This window comes from Yersinia sp. J1, from assembly GCF_050586585.1.
Taxonomy (GTDB): Bacteria; Pseudomonadota; Gammaproteobacteria; order Enterobacterales; family Enterobacteriaceae; genus Yersinia; species Yersinia entomophaga.
This window is the reverse complement of sequence record NZ_JBOBDP010000001.1, coordinates 13,786-31,691: the sequence shown is the minus strand read 5'-3', so window position 1 is coordinate 31,691 and position 17,906 is coordinate 13,786. Positions and strand designations below refer to the sequence as shown.

The following is a 17,906-nucleotide window of genomic DNA, read 5'->3' as shown; positions in this document are numbered from 1 at the left end:
GTTCCGAAGCTGTGCGGACAGTATCGTCTAATGTAATAAGTTTAAAAAATTACCGTGACTTAGCAATTAGACGCCGTTTCGAACGCCTGCTTTAATACCCCTCGATTGAGGAAAGCGATCGGGGTATTTTCAGTCAAATCTTCTGCGGCGGTTAACGTGAGTTCATCTCTAAGCGAAATCTGGGTCGCGGAGATGCTCATATCCTGCTTCTCAACGCCTTTCTCATTGAAAAGCATATGTACTTTTACCTGGGAGCTGATATGACTTTGATTATCTTTCGCAGCTTCTAATGTCTGTGCGGTTTTACCAAACTGGCTAATCGGCCAGGTCAGTTTAATATCAATATCCACGCCATTATTTTTACTCACCGCAAAGCTGACGCTAGGCTTACCTACTTTCATCCAGATATTATCGGCAAGAATCAGATCCGGTCCCTGACGAGTAAATTGGCCGAGAACCTGATCCTGAACGGCCGAAACAATACTTTCAGGGACCAGATAACGGCTCATGGCCATTAAACTCATTGGGTTATTATCTACCATTTCAGATAATTGCCCCAGTTGCCCCCTTTGTGCATGAGTCAGTTCTTGTCGATCGTTCCCAATTATATTTTGCAGCTGCGAGAACAACTGATTCCCCATTCCCATCGCCCAACGACCATAACTTTGGTGGCGATTATCCACTTTAAGATCGATACCGGCCTTAAAAGCGTCGATGAAAGCGCCATCGGCAAAATAGGAAGCCACTTCTTCTGGATGATGAACCGGCGCGCGAAATTGATTATCCATAAAATCCACCAATTTTGCAGGCGGTGAGTGCTCCTTAGAATGATTGACCGAGATACTCTCAGTCCCCCCAGACCAATTTTGGGCAAGTTTGATTTGCGCATCAGGTATTCTGGATAAAAATATTCTTATCTCTTTGCATTGCTGCTGGAATGATTGACGTATTCCATCCGGCAATTCCGCGATTTTCTCGTCGAGAATACTTTCTTGTTTTGTGGCATGAGCCATCATGACAATACTGGCGAAATTTTTGCTCGTCATATCCTTTGTAACCGCCAAATCACTTGGCCAGCATTCTGAAAATACGCTCGATAGCTCTTTTTCGCTAAGAGGAAGCTGCAATAAATTCTGAATATTATCTAATTGCTTACAAACCGTGCTGACCAAACTAGGGACAGTTCCCGCGATGGCTTCTATGGTGGGTAAACCAAACGGGGCTGGCGGCAGTGATGCCGGATCAGAAGTTAAGGATTGGTGTAATTTCCAGGCCGCCATATGATGTAATGGTGACGTTGGTTTATATTCTGGCCTGTCCAATATGGCGCGTTTTAATGCCGACATAAACGTGGCCGAAATTATTTTTCCGCCAGTATAGCCAGACAAGGTATTCTCTAATGCCAATTTGAGGACGTTTTCTCCCCCTTTCTGCTCGGTTAAGGCCACCAGAACTCTTTCTACCGCATGATCTTGTAATAAGACCGGGCCAAGACACTGGGCAATACCTGAAGCGATATTTTGCGCCAATCCGCCTTGACCTTTAGATTGCAAAATAAGCTCGACCAACGGGCCGACGCCTTTATCAACCTGCTGCAGCGTATTGCCAAAGAATACGCTTCGCCCTTGATTTACAATCTCGGCGCTACGCTTCCCAAGCGTCTTATTGGAAATAAGCGCATTCTGCCCAAGGGTTACCGTGTTTGAAATTATTTTATTGGCCAGCTCGTCACGTTTATCCGAACTACCAGAAATACGGCTCACCAGACTGTTTAATAAATGACTTCGATCAAGCGCCGTGTAGGCCAAAATCTGCATACCGAATCTTGGTAAAGAAATATTATTCATGTTTACCTCGGCCGTTGAAAGCTGTCATTAACCCGATATGCTCCCGAATGGGTGTCAGATAATTTGGCAATCTGCGGTAAATTCTGCTGCCAGTACTGAACCTGATCGACTAAAACCTCAATACGTTCAATTGCATCTTCTGGCGTCACTTTATTTAAATCGAATAAACAGAATAACAGCACCCGCTGACCACCCGCATCATAGCCAAACCAGCAGCGGTTTGTCGCAATGCCAAATAATTGAATTTGTAATAGTGAAGCAAAAAAATCTTCCGACAACACCGAGGTAATATTCATTACCGGAGAAAATAAATATAGGTTGTTATCGTGATTCTCAAAAGTAACATCAATGTTTTTATCAAATTGAATCGTGCATCCGCCGCTTTTTGCCGCAGTACCGAGATCCAGATTCGTTCCAGTAGAAAGTAATTTTAATAGTTCTGGAAAGGTCATGCCATTACCTCTGGTGTAAATTAAAAACAGATGAGAAATAAACCAGATGACGTGCATTGGCTTTTTAAATAATGCTTAATATCATTCCTAATATTAATCGAATATTGATCGGTCTTGTTTTAACCACTGAAACTGCGTTATGAATAATGAGCCAGAAACCCAAGTGGCATTAATTATCAATCCAATACCTGAATAACACTGGGGGTGATACAAAGATAAATTGATGACATAGGACTAACTAATCTAGCGTTAATCAGCCTTATTAAGTGGATTTACATTATCACAACCAGTTTTATTTTCTTTCAAATAACGACCATAAATAGATGTTGTGAATTAGTTTTCAGAATCTATTTACGATCGCAGAATTATTGAAAGAACGATACCATACTCACGATTATTTAAGAAAAAATAGCCAATTATCTGACTAACCTACAGATATGCCGCCCCTGAATCATATCTGCTCTTAATCGTTTAACCGACTAATATTCAGATACTCACCTAACGGATGTCCCGCCACTTCGGGCAGATGTGGAATCACACCCAGCAACGGCGCAGCAATCATCGTCGTCAGGCTGGCCATATACTCTTCCTGTCGCTTCCCGGCGGGCACGACATCATTCGCTATCCAGCCTGCCAGCGGCAACCCGGCAAACGCAATCGCCTGAGCGGTAAGCAAAGCATGATTGATGCAACCCAGCTTCACGCCAACCACCAAAATGACCGGTAATTTCTCCTGTATAACCCAATCGGCGAAAGTAAGCTGCTCAGACAATGGAGTAAACCAGCCGCCGGCCCCCTCCACCAGCACCCAATCAGCCTGCTGTTCTAGCTCGCGCAAGCCTCTGGATAAAACGGAAAAATCGATAGGACGCCCTTCTTCCGCGCTCACAATATGCGGTGAGGTTGGCTCCAGAAAAGTCAGTGGATTCACCTGTTGATAACTGAGAGGTTGGTTACTACTGGCCTGCAAAGCGAGGGCATCGCCGTTGCGTAGCCCTTCAGCGGTCATTTCGCTACCGGAAGCCACCGGCTTATAACCCGCGGTGCGATAACCCTGAATATTGGCGGCCTGTAACAGTGCGCAGCTAGCCAGGGTTTTCCCTACATCAGTATCAGTTCCGGTTACAAACCAGCGTTTAATCACGATAAATCACTCCATAAACCAATTGGTAACTCAGCGGATAAATACCATTTTGCTGAGGATAAGCCGCCTGTAGCGCCGCCAGTCGACGTCGCCCGGTCAACCCATTAGCTCGCCCCTGATGCAAATGGGTGGCGCCAATTCCCTGCAAGGAGCGCATTAGCTCGATAAGATCGTTGAAATACTGATGATGAATACGTTGCGTTATTTGATAACGAAAACCACCGCAGGCGGCCGTTATATCATCCAACGGCAGAAATTCGTTCACATGGCGCTGGCCATCAACCTGCTGCCAGGCTTGCCCTAATTCATCAAGAGAACTCGCGGCCAAAGTCGAAAATAAAATTATGCCGCCGGGCTGAGTGACCCGATACAGCTCGTTTAGCGCGGCGCGCAAATTGCCGCACCATTGCACCGCCAGATTGCTGAAACAAATATCCACCGACTCATTCGACAAAGGAATATGTTCAATGTCGCCTAACAAGTATTCATCGGCGGCCTGCTGCTGTCTGGCAAACTCCAGCATGCCGGGAGCCAGGTCTAATGCGGCCACTTTTTTGCCCAGATCCCGCCAACGACGGCTGAAATAACCGGTGCCACAGCCCGCGTCCAGCACCTGAGTACCCGGGTGCCGTTGACCCAATGCCAGCAGAATTTCACCGGTTTCGCGCTGTAAAGCGGCCGCACCATCATAGCTACCTGCCGCACGGCTAAAGGCGCTGGCTATCGCCTGTTTATTCACAGTATCAATGGCAAGTGGCATGTAGCACCTCCAGTAATCTTTCGATATCAGCCGGCTGATGAGCGGCGGTCAAGGTAATACGCAGACGAGCGCCGCCGGGAGGAACGGTCGGTGGACGAATGGCGGTCACCCAAAGCCCTTCATCCCGCAAGCGCTGCGCCAAAGAGAGGGTTTGCTGATTATCACCGACAATTAACGGCTGAATGGCGGTATCTGACGCAGTTAACTGCAATGGCAAGCTGGCCGCGCCCTGACGGAACTGCCGTAGATTCTGCTGTAGACGCTGGCGTAAATCATCACCATGTTGAATGCGTTTTAGCGCCGTCTGCAAGGCATAAGCCTGCGCAGGCGGCATGGAAGTGCTGTAAATCAGATGGCGGGCAAATTGCAGCAAATACTCGGCGACCGGCTGCGAACACAACACAGCGGCACCGCTCAGCCCAAAAGCTTTACCAAAAGTCACGACCTGCAACTCAGGTTTTACCCCTTGCTGCCAGCAACTGCCGCGTCCTTCATCACCTCTGACACCAATGCCGTGGGCGTCATCTACCAATAGCCAGGCTCCCGCCGCCGACGCGCGTTGGTGCAAATCCGCCAGCGGTGCACTGTCGCCATCCATACTAAATACCCCTTCGGTCACCACCAACGTTTGGCCGGAGCAAGGTTTATTCAGCAGATTTTGCAGGGATTCTGGCTGATTATGCTGAAAGCGGCGAAGCTGAGCCGGTGAACTCGCCGCCGCTTCCAGTAAGGAAGCGTGGCTAAGGCGATCGGCCAATACCCGATCATCTGCGGCGGTTAAAGCCGCTAGCAGCGCCTGATTGGCGGCATAACCGGAAATAAATAACAACGCGCGAGGACACCCCAGCCAATCGGCAAGTTGTTGTTCCAGATCGGCGTGCGCCTGCGTGTAGCCCGTGACATGCCCGGAACCGCCACTGCCGACGCCATAGCGAGCGGCGCCCTGCTGCCAAGCGGCAATCACCGTCGCATCCTGACTTAATCCCAGATAATCATTCCCGGAAAAATTCAAATATTGGCGATTTTCCACCCGCAGAAAGCGCCCAGTGGAACCCTGATTCACCTGACGGCGCCGGTAGGCGGCCTGCGCTAACCGCTGCTGCAAGCTTTGATCGATCTTATGCTGCCAACTCATCAGACCGCCGCATTATAAAACTGTGGCGTATCGCTGTATTTGATGCGGTCAGTCAGCACCTGCTGTTGCTGACGATCGCCGTGCTCAGTAGACGTTTGCTGCGGATTCAAGCCCAGCTTGCGGAATAGCTGTAAGTCTTTGTCTTCATCCGGATTTGGCGTAGTTAACAGCTTGCAACCGTAGAAAATCGAGTTGGCTCCGGCCATAAAGCACATCGCCTGGGTTTGCTCGCTCATTTGTTCACGACCTGCGGACAGGCGCACGTAAGAGGACGGCATCATGATACGTGCAACGGCAATAGTGCGAATAAAATCAAAAGCATCCACGTCTTCGTTATTTTCCATCGGCGTGCCTTTGACTTTCACCAGCATATTGATCGGCACGCTTTCCGGCGGCTTAGGCAAGTTTGCCAACTGCACCAATAATCCGGCTCGATCTTTAATGCTTTCACCCAGACCGACAATGCCGCCGGAACAGACTTTAATCCCCGCGTCACGCACTTCCCCCAGCGTATCCAAACGTTCTTGATAGCTACGGGTAGTGATGATGCTGCCGTAAAACTCCGGTGAGGTATCCAGATTGTGGTTGTAGTAATCCAGCCCCGCATCCGCCAGACGGTGCGCCTGACTTTTATCCAGCGTTCCCAAGGTCATACAGGTTTCCATTCCCATCGCCTTCACGCCCTGCACCATTTGCTCGAGATACGGCATGTCCCTCTCATGGGGATTTTTCCACGCGGCCCCCATACAAAAGCGCGTTGAACCGGCGGCTTTGGCTTTCTTTGCCGATTCCAGCACTTGCTCAACCTGCATTAAACGCTCACTTTCCAAACCGGTTTTATAACGGGAGCTTTGCGGGCAATATTTACAGTCCTCCGGACAGGCACCGGTTTTAATCGACAACAAAGTGCTGACCTGAATCTGACGCGGATCAAAATGCTGACGATGAATTTGTTGAGCTTCAAACAATAACTCTAACAGCGGTTTATCAAACAGGGCCTGGGCTTGCCCTACTGTCCAGTGAATGCGATCTGCCATATTGGCATCTCCAAAGAATGAGAAAAGTCTCGTCAGTTTATGTAAACTCGATATACTGTCAACCATTCCATGGTTAATTTAGTTTACAACAGATCCTTATGACACCTTCTGACCTTGCCTTTGACCAGCGCCACATCTGGCATCCTTACACCTCAATGACTCAGCCGCTGCCGTGTTATCCGGTAGTTTCTGCCAGCGGCGTCGAGCTACAACTATCCGATGGCCGACTGCTTATTGATGGCATGTCGTCGTGGTGGGCTGCCATACAGGGTTATAACCATCCCGTGTTAAATCAGGCGGTTACTGAGCAACTGGGGAAAATGTCTCATGTGATGTTCGGCGGCATTACTCATCCGGCGGCCGTTGCGCTGTGCAGACAATTGGTCGCCATGACTCCCAATACGCTGGAATGCGTATTTTTAGCCGATTCAGGCTCGGTGGCAGTAGAAGTGGCCTTGAAGATGGCGTTGCAATATTGGCAGGCCAAAGGAGAGAAGCGTCAGCGCATTTTGACGCTGCGCCACGGTTATCACGGCGATACTTTTGGCGCGATGTCAGTGTGCGATCCGCAAAACTCAATGCATAGCCTATATGAGGGTTATCTGGCTAATCATCTGTTTGCCGACGCACCGCAGTGCCGTTTTGATGAAAAGTGGAATCCAGACGATATTCACGATTTTGCCGAAAAAATCGAGCAGCATCACGGCGAAATTGCCGCCGTTATTCTCGAACCCATCGTGCAGGGCGCCGGCGGAATGCGGATTTATCATCCAGCTTATTTGCGTGAAGTTAGAGCGTTGTGCGATCGATACAATATTCTGCTGATTGCTGACGAAATCGCCACCGGCTTTGGGCGCACCGGCAAGCTCTTTGCCTGCGAACACGCGGAAATCGTGCCGGATATTCTTTGTCTCGGCAAAGCCCTCACCGGTGGCTATATGACGCTTTCCGCTACGTTAACCACCCGTCAGGTCGCTGAAACCATCAGTAATGGTGATGCCGGTTGCTTTATGCATGGGCCAACCTTTATGGGTAATCCGCTGGCCTGCGCCGTGGCGGTGGCGAATCTGGCTTTGTTGGCGGGCAACCACTGGCAACAGCAGGTGCAAAGCATCGAAACACAATTACAGCGTGAATTAGTGCCGCTGGCCGCGATGCCTGGCGTTGCCGATGTACGAGTGCTAGGAGCGATAGGCGTGGTCGAAATGGAAAACGCGGTAAATGTGGCATCTTTGCAGCGCGGCTTTGTCGAACGGGGCGTATGGATTCGGCCCTTTGGCAAACTGATTTACCTGATGCCGCCGTATATTATTCAGCCGGAACAGCTCACCCGTCTGACCCAGGCGATTACCGCGGCCGTCGCAGAATAAGCCGGTTTATTGGCATTAAAAAAGCAGCGACCGGTTTACAGAGCGCTGCTTTATTATTTGTTCCTCAACCCGTTATCTCACTGATAACAGACTGAAATCTAAAAATGGATTATCCATGTTTAGAAGCCAGAATACTCACCCACATCGGACCTTTACCCACCGGATAGCGCCCCTGCGTCGTCAACTGACCCGTTGCCGGGTCAATCCGATACACTTCGATATGATCGGATTTTTGACCAGATGCAATCAGGAACTGGCCACTATTATCGATATTAAAGCCGCGAGGCTGCGCTTCCGTCAGATGATGACCTACCAGAGAAATCACGTTGCCACCTTCAGAAACGCTGAAAATACCCAGCAGGCTGGCGGTGCGGTCGCTGATATATAAATAACGGCCATCCGGCGTGATATGAATATCTGCCGCCCAGCGAGTCTCAGCAAAATCGGCTGGCATCGCATCCAGCGTCTGAACTATTCGGTATTGCTGACCGTTATCTTCGATCTGGAACACATCAACCGTACCGTTTAGCTCATTTACACAGTAAGCCACTTTATGGTTAGGGTGGAATGCCATATGACGTGGGCCAGCGCCCGCTGCAGTGGAAACGCCCACCTGATCGTGTGGGGTCAATTTACCGTTTAAGCTCAGATCGAACAGACGGATGCGGTCTTCTTTCAGGCAAGGGACTAACAGAATTTGGTTAGTAGGATCGATATTGGCTGAATGCGGCGCGGTCAAGCCATCGATTTGTTGAATCGGTGCTTGCACATGGCCGTGTTCATCAATAGGGCTGACGCTAACGCAGTTGAAACTGTAGGACGCCGAGAACAGAAAACGACCTTGTAAGTCGGTTAAAATATGCGTCGGGCTACCGGGTAACGGTGCCATACTCACTTCCTGCAATTGACCATCAGCAGCAATGCGATAAGTGACAATGCCAAAATCAGGCCGCACACCCACGTACAAATGGCGCTGGTCGGGGCTTATCGCCATTGGCTGTACCTGCCCCGGTACGTCAACGGTTTGCAGCAGCGTTAAAGCCCCTGCCGTATCCAATTGCCAGACGTGGATCTGCTGGCTGTCTGGGCTTGCCACATAAACCACTTGATTCATCGCTACTCCTTAATCATGCATGCTAGTCAAATTATTGCCGTGACGCGGCTAACTGAATCCTAGCTTACCTGACTGGGCTGGCATAACAACTTTCAGCAGCAGAACAACGTTTTGGGCAAAATAGCTCTCGTTTTAGCAGAATAATCACTCAGGCCAACTAACGATTGTCTGCCAATACCACGGCTTACCTGCCCTGCTGCGGCACCTGCGCGCGCTCTCGCCATAATGGTCAGGGAATCAATCTGTTCAGTTTAATCCCTCACCTATCCGGTGTAACATCGGTTCAATGTGTATTAATAATCGAATAAATGATGAGACCGCTATGACCTATCGCGTAATTGCTCTGGATTTGGACGGCACCCTATTAGATCACCAGAAACGTATCCTGCCAGAATCGCTGTCAGCATTGGCTGAAGCCCGCGCCGCCGGAGTGAAAGTGGTGGTGGTGACCGGCCGTCATCACGTGGCGATTCACCCGTTTTATCAGGCTTTAGCGCTAGATACGCCAGCCATTTGCTGCAACGGAACCTATCTCTACGATTATCAGGCGAAGCAGGTATTAGCTTCCGATCCGCTATCAGCTCAACAGGCGGTTCAGGTAATTCAGCTACTGGATCACGCCGAGATTCATGGCCTGATGTACGTGGATGACGCCATGCTGTATCAACATCTTAACGGCCACGTTAGCCGCTCGATTAACTGGGCCGGAAATTTACCTGAACATCAGCGTCCGGCGATCGTACATGTGAATAGCCTGCACGACGCGGCTCGCAGCGCCAGTTCCATCTGGAAATTCGCCACATCCCACGCCGATACCAACAAACTGCAAGCCTTCGCCACTATGGTGGAAGACGAATTGGGTCTGGCTTGCGAATGGTCGTGGCACGATCAGGTGGATGTTGCACAGGCAGGCAATAGTAAAGGCAAGCGTCTGCAGCAGTGGGTTGAATCTCAAGGAATGAGCATGAAGGAAGTCATTGCCTTCGGCGATAACTTTAACGATTTGAGTATGCTGGAAGCCGCCGGTTTGGGCGTGGCAATGGGTAACAGCGCCGATGCCATTAAACAGCGTGCCGATCTGGTGATCGCGGATAACGAGCAGCCGGGTATCGCCGCCGCCATTCGTCAGCATGTATTAGCGTGATGAGTTCGGAAATCCAGAATTGATTCATCAAAAGGCTCCACTTATGGAGCCTTTTCGCTGATAAAGACCTGAGGAAAATCGCGCGCGGGCAACAAACTTCCCGTCATTCCCCTTTGCGGTTAAACGAAACGCTTTTGATCTGAGCGTACACCCATTGACCCGGTTTTAGCGCCAGTTCATCGCGCGCCCACGGAGTAATTCGCGCCCATAGCCACTGTTCCCCGATCGCTAGCTTCACGTCAACCTGACCGTCTACGTCCAGACATTCCGCCACTTTCGCCGGAATAATATTGCGAATACTGCTGTTATGCGACGGTTGTAACACCAAAGACACATCGGCAGCGTTGATTTTAATCCGCAGCATACTGTCCAGCTCGGCGTCCACATGACCTACCCACAAACGCTGATCGCCCAACGCCAGCGCGGTCATAGCGTAACGTTCATGATGGCCAATCACCGCCACTCGCAGAATGCTGCTCGGTTCTTCTCGCTGTAGCCAAGGGCGCAAAGCGCTACTGGCCCAGACTTCCTCTAAACCGCCGACTGCGCGCACTTTTCCTGCATCCATGACCACCACCCGATCCGCCAGCCGCAAAATCTCATCCATGCTATGGCTGACGTACAGAATGGGAATATTGACGTCATGAGCCAAACGCTCCAGATAAGGCAGTAACTCGCGCTTGCGCGGTAAATCCAGCGAGGCTAAAGGCTCATCCATCAACAGCAACTCCGGCGCAGTCAGCAAAGCGCGGCCAATCGCTACCCGCTGTTTTTCACCGCCGGATAACGTCATGGGAAAGCGGGATAATAACGGCGCGATTCCCAATAGATTCACGATGGTGTCGAACTGGGAACGCATCGATGCCGCCATGCCGTATTGCAAATTACCGCGTACCCGATAATGCGGGAATAGGCGTGCATCCTGAAACACATAACCGACTTTACGTTTCTCTGGTGGTAAATAGATCTGTTTTTCCGCATCCACCAACACCCGACCGTTCAGCACAACCCGGCCTTGCTGCGGCTTGCTTAACCCACCCACCACGTTAATCAGCGAGGTTTTCCCCGCGCCGGACAGCCCAAAAATGGCCGTAATGCCCTGCGCAGGCAGTTCGGCGTTGACCTGCAGATTCAGGTCGCCCAGTTGCTGGCTAAAATCCAGTACTAACATGCGGCCCCCATGCGTTTTTTACCCCAACGCGCTAACCATTCGGAGAGCAACAGCGAAACCAGTGACAGCAAAATAGCGATCACGCACAGCCGCGCCGCAGCCGCTTCGGCACCCGGTGTTTCGATCAAGGTATACATGGCCAGCGGGATAGTTCGGGTTTGCCCTGGAATATTGGATACAAAGGTGATAGTGGCGCCGAATTCCCCCAGTGAACGAGCAAATGCCAGCACCGTACCGGCAATCACACCGGGTAGGGAAAGTGGCAGAGTTATAGTGAAAAACACCCGCCACGGATTGGCACCTAACGTACGGGCGGCCAGCTCCAATCGGGTATCCACCGCTTCCAACGCCAGCCGAATGGCTCGCACCATCAGCGGGAAGGCAACCACCGCCGAGGCCAGTGCCGCTCCGCGCCAGCTAAAGCTGAAATTAATCCCAAACCAGCTATATAGCCATTCGCCTATTACACCGCGTCGCCCCATACTGATCAGCAATAAATAGCCAATGACCACCGGCGGCAGCACCAGTGGCAAATGAATAATACTGTCTAACAATGATTTACCGGGGAAACGGCAGCGGACTAGAATCCATGCCATCAGAATGCCTAACGGCAGACTACAGGCGACCGCGACGCCCGAAACTTTCAGGCTAAGCACTATCGCCTGCCATTCATACTCACTCAATATCATTAGCGTGGGGTAAATCCATAACGTTTGAAAACAGCCGCCGCTTCTGGGCCTTTCAGATAATCATAAAAAGCGCTAACCGTGGCGTTCTCATGGCCTTTGACAATTGCCATTGGGTATTCAACCGGCTTATGACTTTGCTCCGGGAATACACCCACAACTTTCACTTTGTTACTGGCTATGGCGTCAGAGCCGTAAACAATACCCAAAGGCGCTTCTGCGCGCTCAACCAGTGCCATCGCGCTACGCACGTTGTTAGCACGAGCCATTTCCGGGGAGAGAGTTGTCCAGGCACCTAAATATTCCAATGCTTCTTTTGCATAAATCCCAGCGGGTACATGATCCGGATCGCCCACGGCCAGACGACCGCCGTCTAACAGTTTTTTCCATTCGGTTTGTTTATCGATGGAGACTTTATCAATTTTGCTGTCTTTTGGCGCAATCAGCACCAATTTATTACCGAGCAAAGTGTAGCGGGTATTATCAACAATTTGCTTTTTATCAATGGCATAATCCATCCACTGCTGATCGGCAGAGATAAACAGATCGGCGGGCGCGCCCTGCTCAATCTGGCGGGCCAACGTAGATGAAGAGGCATAAGAAGCCACCACGTCGACATCTTTCTCTTTATGATACTGACTGGAAATGTCCTGTAGCGCATTGGTCAGAGAAGCGGCAGCGAAGACGGTGATATTTTCAGCCGCCGCGGCTTGCCCAGATAAAGTTGCAGCCACAACCGCGCCTAGTGCCCATTTACCCCATTGTTTTTTCATTTTCTGCTCCGAGTGAATATATCGTTATGTAATGAACAATATAACGTAAGCAAATAACAGGGTCATGCAGTTTATCGGCAAGCTGTGACAGATCTTGAGTTGTTAGCGATAGGACAGAAATAATGGCAGAAATAACGTGGGATAACAGAAACGAAAACGCCCGGTTGAAACCCTTTCGTTTAACGGCCGCAACTTGTGCAACAGCTAAACCAATTGGGGAAATCAACCGGGCATTCTTGAATTTCAGGTCGCTGCGAAGAAAAACTCAACGCAGAAGGAGCATGTCATTAGCCCCGTTCTTTACCGTGGCCTGTTTTGGAGATGACGTTAAACACCTCACCTAAACCATAAATCAGCCCCAGGATAACGGCCATTACCACCGGTACCATAACCACGGCAAAGACCAAACTTTTCAATAATTCCACGATGGTAGCCTCATTTAACTGCTCGTTGAGCGGTATACTACACCACTTTCAATAATTCACTTTAAACCATATTTGAAGTGAATAAGCCCTATTATTTTAGCAACTGACAAAAAAATGTAACCAGCCAAAAGTGCGATTTGCGCCCCCGCACGCCAATCGGTCACAATGGCGCTTTTACTGCCGGAGCCAAAATGACCATGCAAGCCGAAATTCTTCTTACGCTAAAGCTTCAGCAGCGTCTTTTTGCTGACCCGCGCCGCATCGCCCTACTCAAGCAGGTCAGGTTGACAGGTTCCATCAGTCAAGGAGCCAAGCTGGCGGGCATTAGCTATAAAAGTGCCTGGGATGCCATCAATGAAATGAATACTCTGGCCGAAGAAACGCTGGTGGATCGCGCAACCGGAGGGAAAGGCGGTGGCGGCGCGCGTTTAACCCGCTATGGCGAACGCTTGATTCAACTTTACGAATTACTCGAGCAAATTCAGCAAAAAGCTTTCGATACCTTGAAAGATGATTCACTGCCGCTGGACAGCCTGCTAGCAGCAATCTCCCGCTTCTCCTTACAAACCAGCGCCCGCAATCAGTTCTTTGGCACGGTCACTGAGCGGGATCATCATCAGGTTCAGCAACACATCAATATTCTCCTGGCAGATGGAAAAACTCGTCTTTCCGCCGCTGTCACTCAACAAAGCGCCGATCGCCTGCAACTGGCAACAGGCAAAGAGGTGCTGGCGCTGATTAAGGCCCCTTGGGTGAAATTAGCCACCGATCCAGCGCTGGCAGGAGCAGCAGACAACTCATTGCCCGGCATCGTCGCCAGCATAGAGCCAGGAAGCGACTACAGTGAAGTGATTGTTACCCTTCACGGCGGAGCCAGTTTGTGCGCCACCTTATCCAATCAAGAGTTACATAAACTGAATCTACATAATGGCGCGCAAGTTATCGCCCAGTTCAACGCCGATCGAGTCATTATCGCCACGCTTTGTTAGCACAGTTTCCTTATCTGTACGCTGCGTTACCGGCGCAGTCGTGCAGATTTGTCATTTGACTTTCCCCACTAATCCGCTTATCCCTTAACGTAAATACGTTGCGGAAAATGGGAGGAATGATGTCAGAGTTGCATATAGCGCAAGGTTGTTTTCGTTTAAGCGATATCCGAACGCTGAATCTTCCAGATCTGCATATTCACTCTGGTGATAGCTGGGCCTTTGTCGGCGCTAACGGCAGCGGTAAATCAGCGTTAGCCAGAGCGCTCTCCGATGAGTTAATTCTCCTGACCGGCAGTCGCAGCAGCGATTTTCGGCATATTGTGCGTTTATCGTTCGAGCAACTTCAGCAGTTAGTCAGCGAAGAATGGCAACGCAACAATACCGATATGCTCAGTCAGGATGAAGACGATACCGGCCGTACCACCGCGGAAATTATTCAGGATCAGGTCACCAACCCGCAGCGCTGCCAGCGGTTAGCGCAGCAGTTTGGTATCGGTCATTTGTTATCTCGCCGCTTTAAATACCTTTCTACCGGAGAAACCCGCAAAGCCCTGCTCTGTCAGGCTCTGATGCCGCAGCCTGATATGTTAGTGCTGGATGAGCCTTTTGACGGATTGGATGTCGCCGCTAGAGAACAGCTGGCGCGACATCTGGCGGAACTGTCCGCTGAAGGCGTGACGCTGATATTAGTGCTCAACCGATTCGATGATATTCCTGATTTTATTCAAAAAGTGGGAGTATTGGCCGATTGCCATTTAGTCAGTTTAGGTGAACGTAAGCAGGTTTTAGCCGAAGCCCTAGTCGCCCAACTGGCTCACAGTGAAAACTTGGATGGACTATCCCTGCCGGAAGCAGAAGACCCGCAGCAACAACCTTCATTAGCAGTAGATAATCCGTTAATTATTCTGCGAAATGGCGTGGTGGAGTACAACGACCGTCCCATTTTGCACAATCTGAGCTGGCAGGTAAATCGCGGCGAGCACTGGCAGATTATTGGCCCAAACGGAGCGGGAAAATCCACGCTACTGAGCCTGATTACCGGCGACCATCCGCAGGGCTACAGTAATGATCTGACGCTATTTGGTCGTCGTCGCGGCAGCGGGGAAACCATCTGGGATATCAAACGCCATATCGGTTATGTCAGCAGCAGCCTGCATTTGGATTATCGCGTCAGCGCCAGCCTGCGTAATGTGATTATTTCCGGTTTCTTTGATTCCATTGGTATTTATCAGACAGTTTCCGATCGACAGCGGCAGTTGGCAGATAAATGGTTGGCGTTGCTCGGTTTTTCCGGCGCGGCAGCTGACCAGCCGTTTCACAGTCTGTCATGGGGACAGCAACGGCTGGCGCTGATTGCCAGATCTTTGGTAAAACATCCGGCACTGTTGATATTAGATGAACCGTTGCAAGGGCTGGATCCGCTGAACCGTTTGTTAGTGCGGCGTTTTATTGATGTCATGATTGGCGAAGGAGAAACCCAGCTGTTATTTGTCTCTCATCACGCTGAAGACGCGCCAGAGTGCATAACTCATCGTTTAAGTTTTATTGCCGACGGCGATATTTATCGCTACCAGTTTAGCCAACTGCCTGATTAGAGCGTTACCTTAAGGGCAATTGGCGCAGTTCGGACTGGCAAATCGGCTTGTCGACAACTGACCCGACCTTTTAATCCATTTCATTATGTTATTATTTATGCCGATCGATAGACATCGATCGGATTTACATTCAGTGCCAGGGCTATCGGCGCTGAATCTATCACTAAATTCAACACATAAAGGGACTAGTCTATGTGGGGCGTTCTTGCTGCTTCGTTACTCTTTTTGCCATTTAACCGGATCATCGCCCTGTTACTTTTGGCTATTACTTTAGGTATTGCCACTGCGACCGGCGTACTGACCTTACCGGCCATCACCGCACTGTTGTTAATTCTGCTCGCCTCGTTAGCATTGCAAAAATACCGCCAGATAACCTGGCTGGCGGGCGGATTAGAGTTGCTATTGGTAGCGGCTTCTGTGGCGCTGTTCTTCCATTACATTCCGGGTTTCAACAATCTGAAAGTACTGGATAAAGTGCAGATCGGGCCACTCAGCGCCCCGTTCTCAATGTATTACAATCTGGACAAAGCTCTGATTCCCTTTGTTCTGTTAAGCTGCTTGCCGGGCTTATTTGTTGCTAAAAAACATCCTTCCGTAGGGAAAGTCGGTTGGGCTGTATTGGTGCTGGCTGTTCCAGCACTGTTGCTGCTGGCAGTGGGTTTAGGCGGCCTGAAAATCGAACTGCACACGCCAGAATGGCTCGGTACTTTTGTTATCGGCAACCTGTTCTTTGTCTGTCTGGTTGAAGAAGCGCTGTTCCGCTGCTACCTGCAACAGCGTTTAAGCCAGTGGCTTGGTGCATTTCCCGCTCTGATTATTGCTTCATTACTATTTGGTGCAGCGCATTATCCCGGAGGCCCCCTGTTGATGGTCTTCGCTGCGCTAGCCGGCGTGATTTACGGTCTGGCATGGATGTGGAGTGGCCGCCTGTGGATCGCCGTTGCCTTCCATTTCGCGCTGAATCTGACTCATCTGCTGTTCTTTACCTACCCGTTGGCACTGCATCACTAGGCAGATCTGCCACACTGAATTCATCAACCGGCAGGACATTCCTGTCGGTTAGATGGATGAAAAGGTTACCATAATGCTACACTTGTGCCCTTCAGACTGACTGTATACCTGCTGTTCAATGCCTTATTGAATATGAGTGTAAACGATCCCATTTTTGATGTTAGATCACCTTTTTACCGTTATCGGCGTGGTATCTTCATCTCATAAGTACGATTCAGGAGCTTTGTATGTATGTTTTAGTGACAGGTGGTAGCGGTTACATAGGCAGCCACACTTGTGTGCAGCTAATTGAAGCGGGCTATACGCCAATCGTTATCGACAACCTATGCAACAGCAAATCCAGCGTATTAAAACGCATCCATCAATTAACGGGGCAATCGCCACTGTTTTATCAGGGTGACCTTCGCGACCGCGCACTACTGGATCATATCTTTAGCCAGCATACTATCGGTTCAGTGATTCACTTTGCCGGTTTAAAAGCCGTCGGCGAATCGGTAAATAAACCCTTGGCCTACTACGATAATAACGTCTGCGGCACGCTGGTATTGCTGGAAGCTATGGCTGCAGCCGGGGTTAAAAACTTTATTTTCAGCTCCTCCGCCACGGTTTACGGCGATCAACCCAAGATCCCTTATGTCGAAAGCTTCCCCACGGGCATTCCCTCTAGTCCCTACGGCAAAAGCAAACTGATGGTCGAAAATATTCTGCAAGACCTCCAGCGTGCCGATGCCGCATGGAACATGACTATTTTGCGCTATTTCAATCCGGTTGGCGCCCATCCGTCCGGGCTGATGGGCGAAGATCCGCAGGGTGTACCCAATAATCTGATGCCGTTTATTGCGCAGGTCGCCGTCGGCCGACGCGATTCTCTGGCCGTTTTCGGCAATGACTATCCCACCGCCGATGGCACCGCTGTGCGAGATTATATTCACGTTGTAGATTTAGCCGATGGTCACGTTGCAGCACTGAAAAAATGCCACAACCGAGCTGGAGTACATATTTATAACCTCGGTGGCGGTCGCGGCCACAGCGTGCTGGACGTGGTGAATGCCTTCAGCAAAGCCTGCGGTAGACAGCTGACGTACCATTTTGCTCCACGTCGCGAAGGCGACCTTGCCGCTTATTGGGCAGACCCAACCAAAGCTGCCGAGGATCTGGATTGGCGCGTACAGCGCTCACTGGAGGAAATGGCTATCGATACCTGGCGCTGGCAATCACAAAATCCTCAAGGTTATCCTGATTAAGGAAGAAAA

At 50.3% G+C, this 17,906-nt stretch carries 17 protein-coding genes; 6 read left to right on the top strand and 11 right to left on the bottom strand.

Annotation, left to right across the window (positions count from 1 at the left end):
• Positions 1-59: 59 nt before the first annotated feature.
• The 6 genes from ACQ4OC_RS00145 to bioB all read right to left on the bottom strand — a co-directional run bounded on the left by ACQ4OC_RS00145 (position 60) and on the right by bioB (position 6,375).
• Positions 60-1,847 (bottom strand): hypothetical protein, encoded by a 1,788-nt coding sequence (locus ACQ4OC_RS00145; protein WP_430970821.1) that lies wholly within the window; start codon positions 1,845-1,847, stop codon positions 60-62.
• A gap of 2 nt (positions 1,848-1,849) precedes the next feature.
• Positions 1,850-2,299, bottom strand: a complete 450-nt coding sequence (locus tag ACQ4OC_RS00140) for a type III secretion system chaperone (RefSeq protein ID WP_158513756.1) — start codon at positions 2,297-2,299, stop codon at positions 1,850-1,852.
• A 463-nt stretch (positions 2,300-2,762) separates the two neighbouring features.
• A complete protein-coding gene (gene bioD, locus ACQ4OC_RS00135; protein WP_064512591.1) occupies positions 2,763-3,443 on the bottom strand; it encodes a dethiobiotin synthase in 681 nt (226 codons plus the stop codon).
• Positions 3,436-4,203, bottom strand: a complete 768-nt coding sequence (bioC, locus tag ACQ4OC_RS00130; RefSeq protein ID WP_064512589.1) for a malonyl-ACP O-methyltransferase BioC — start codon at positions 4,201-4,203, stop codon at positions 3,436-3,438. The genes bioD and bioC overlap by 8 nt, the downstream gene beginning before the upstream one ends.
• Positions 4,187-5,338: an 8-amino-7-oxononanoate synthase gene (gene bioF / locus ACQ4OC_RS00125; RefSeq protein ID WP_064512587.1), complete on the bottom strand. Its 1,152-nt coding sequence runs from the start codon at positions 5,336-5,338 to the stop codon at positions 4,187-4,189. Before bioF ends, bioC begins: the two co-directional genes overlap by 17 nt.
• Positions 5,338-6,375, bottom strand: coding sequence for a biotin synthase BioB (bioB, locus tag ACQ4OC_RS00120; protein WP_064512584.1), 1,038 nt, complete (start codon positions 6,373-6,375; stop codon positions 5,338-5,340). The genes bioF and bioB overlap by 1 nt, the downstream gene beginning before the upstream one ends.
• A 98-nt stretch (positions 6,376-6,473) precedes the next feature.
• Here bioB and bioA point away from each other — a divergent pair, with 98 nt between their 5' ends.
• Positions 6,474-7,745, top strand: coding sequence for an adenosylmethionine--8-amino-7-oxononanoate transaminase (bioA, locus tag ACQ4OC_RS00115; protein ID WP_120806827.1), 1,272 nt, complete (start codon positions 6,474-6,476; stop codon positions 7,743-7,745).
• A 109-nt stretch (positions 7,746-7,854) separates the two neighbouring features.
• Here bioA and pgl read toward each other — a convergent pair whose 3' ends face one another.
• Entirely contained in the window at positions 7,855-8,859 is a 1,005-nt protein-coding gene (gene pgl / locus ACQ4OC_RS00110; protein ID WP_120806828.1) for a 6-phosphogluconolactonase, read from the bottom strand.
• 322 nt (positions 8,860-9,181) lie between these two features.
• Between pgl and ACQ4OC_RS00105 the strand changes: the two genes are divergently transcribed.
• A complete protein-coding gene (locus ACQ4OC_RS00105; RefSeq protein ID WP_064512578.1) occupies positions 9,182-10,003 on the top strand; it encodes a pyridoxal phosphatase in 822 nt (273 codons plus the stop codon).
• 103 nt (positions 10,004-10,106) lie between these two features.
• Here the strand turns inward: ACQ4OC_RS00105 and modC are convergent, their stop codons facing one another.
• From modC to ACQ4OC_RS00085, 4 genes are all read right to left on the bottom strand, one after another.
• The gene (gene modC, locus ACQ4OC_RS00100; protein ID WP_064512576.1) at positions 10,107-11,174 is read right to left on the bottom strand and encodes a molybdenum ABC transporter ATP-binding protein ModC; all 1,068 of its coding nucleotides are present in this window, start codon (positions 11,172-11,174) and stop codon (positions 10,107-10,109) included.
• Positions 11,168-11,863, bottom strand: coding sequence for a molybdate ABC transporter permease subunit (modB, locus tag ACQ4OC_RS00095; protein ID WP_049596699.1), 696 nt, complete (start codon positions 11,861-11,863; stop codon positions 11,168-11,170). The genes modC and modB overlap by 7 nt, the downstream gene beginning before the upstream one ends.
• Entirely contained in the window at positions 11,863-12,633 is a 771-nt protein-coding gene (gene modA, locus ACQ4OC_RS00090) for a molybdate ABC transporter substrate-binding protein (RefSeq protein WP_064512574.1), read from the bottom strand. The genes modB and modA overlap by 1 nt, the downstream gene beginning before the upstream one ends.
• Positions 12,634-12,920: 287 nt before the next feature.
• Complete coding sequence (locus ACQ4OC_RS00085) at positions 12,921-13,061, bottom strand: AcrZ family multidrug efflux pump-associated protein (RefSeq protein WP_064512572.1); 141 nt, start codon at positions 13,059-13,061, stop codon at positions 12,921-12,923.
• A gap of 194 nt (positions 13,062-13,255) precedes the next feature.
• Between ACQ4OC_RS00085 and modE the strand changes: the two genes are divergently transcribed.
• The 4 genes from modE (at position 13,256) to galE (ending at position 17,897) form a co-directional block, all read left to right on the top strand.
• Complete coding sequence (modE, locus tag ACQ4OC_RS00080; protein ID WP_064518197.1) at positions 13,256-14,047, top strand: molybdenum-dependent transcriptional regulator; 792 nt, start codon at positions 13,256-13,258, stop codon at positions 14,045-14,047.
• A gap of 119 nt (positions 14,048-14,166) precedes the next feature.
• Complete coding sequence (gene modF / locus ACQ4OC_RS00075) at positions 14,167-15,642, top strand: molybdate ABC transporter ATP-binding protein ModF (RefSeq protein ID WP_430970974.1); 1,476 nt, start codon at positions 14,167-14,169, stop codon at positions 15,640-15,642.
• Positions 15,643-15,834: 192 nt separating this feature from the next.
• Positions 15,835-16,653 (top strand): CPBP family intramembrane glutamic endopeptidase, encoded by an 819-nt coding sequence (locus ACQ4OC_RS00070; protein WP_064512567.1) that lies wholly within the window; start codon positions 15,835-15,837, stop codon positions 16,651-16,653.
• A 227-nt stretch (positions 16,654-16,880) separates the two neighbouring features.
• On the top strand, positions 16,881-17,897 hold the full coding sequence (gene galE, locus ACQ4OC_RS00065; protein WP_430970820.1) for a UDP-glucose 4-epimerase GalE: 1,017 nt from the start codon (positions 16,881-16,883) through the stop codon (positions 17,895-17,897).
• Positions 17,898-17,906: the final 9 nt, after the last annotated feature.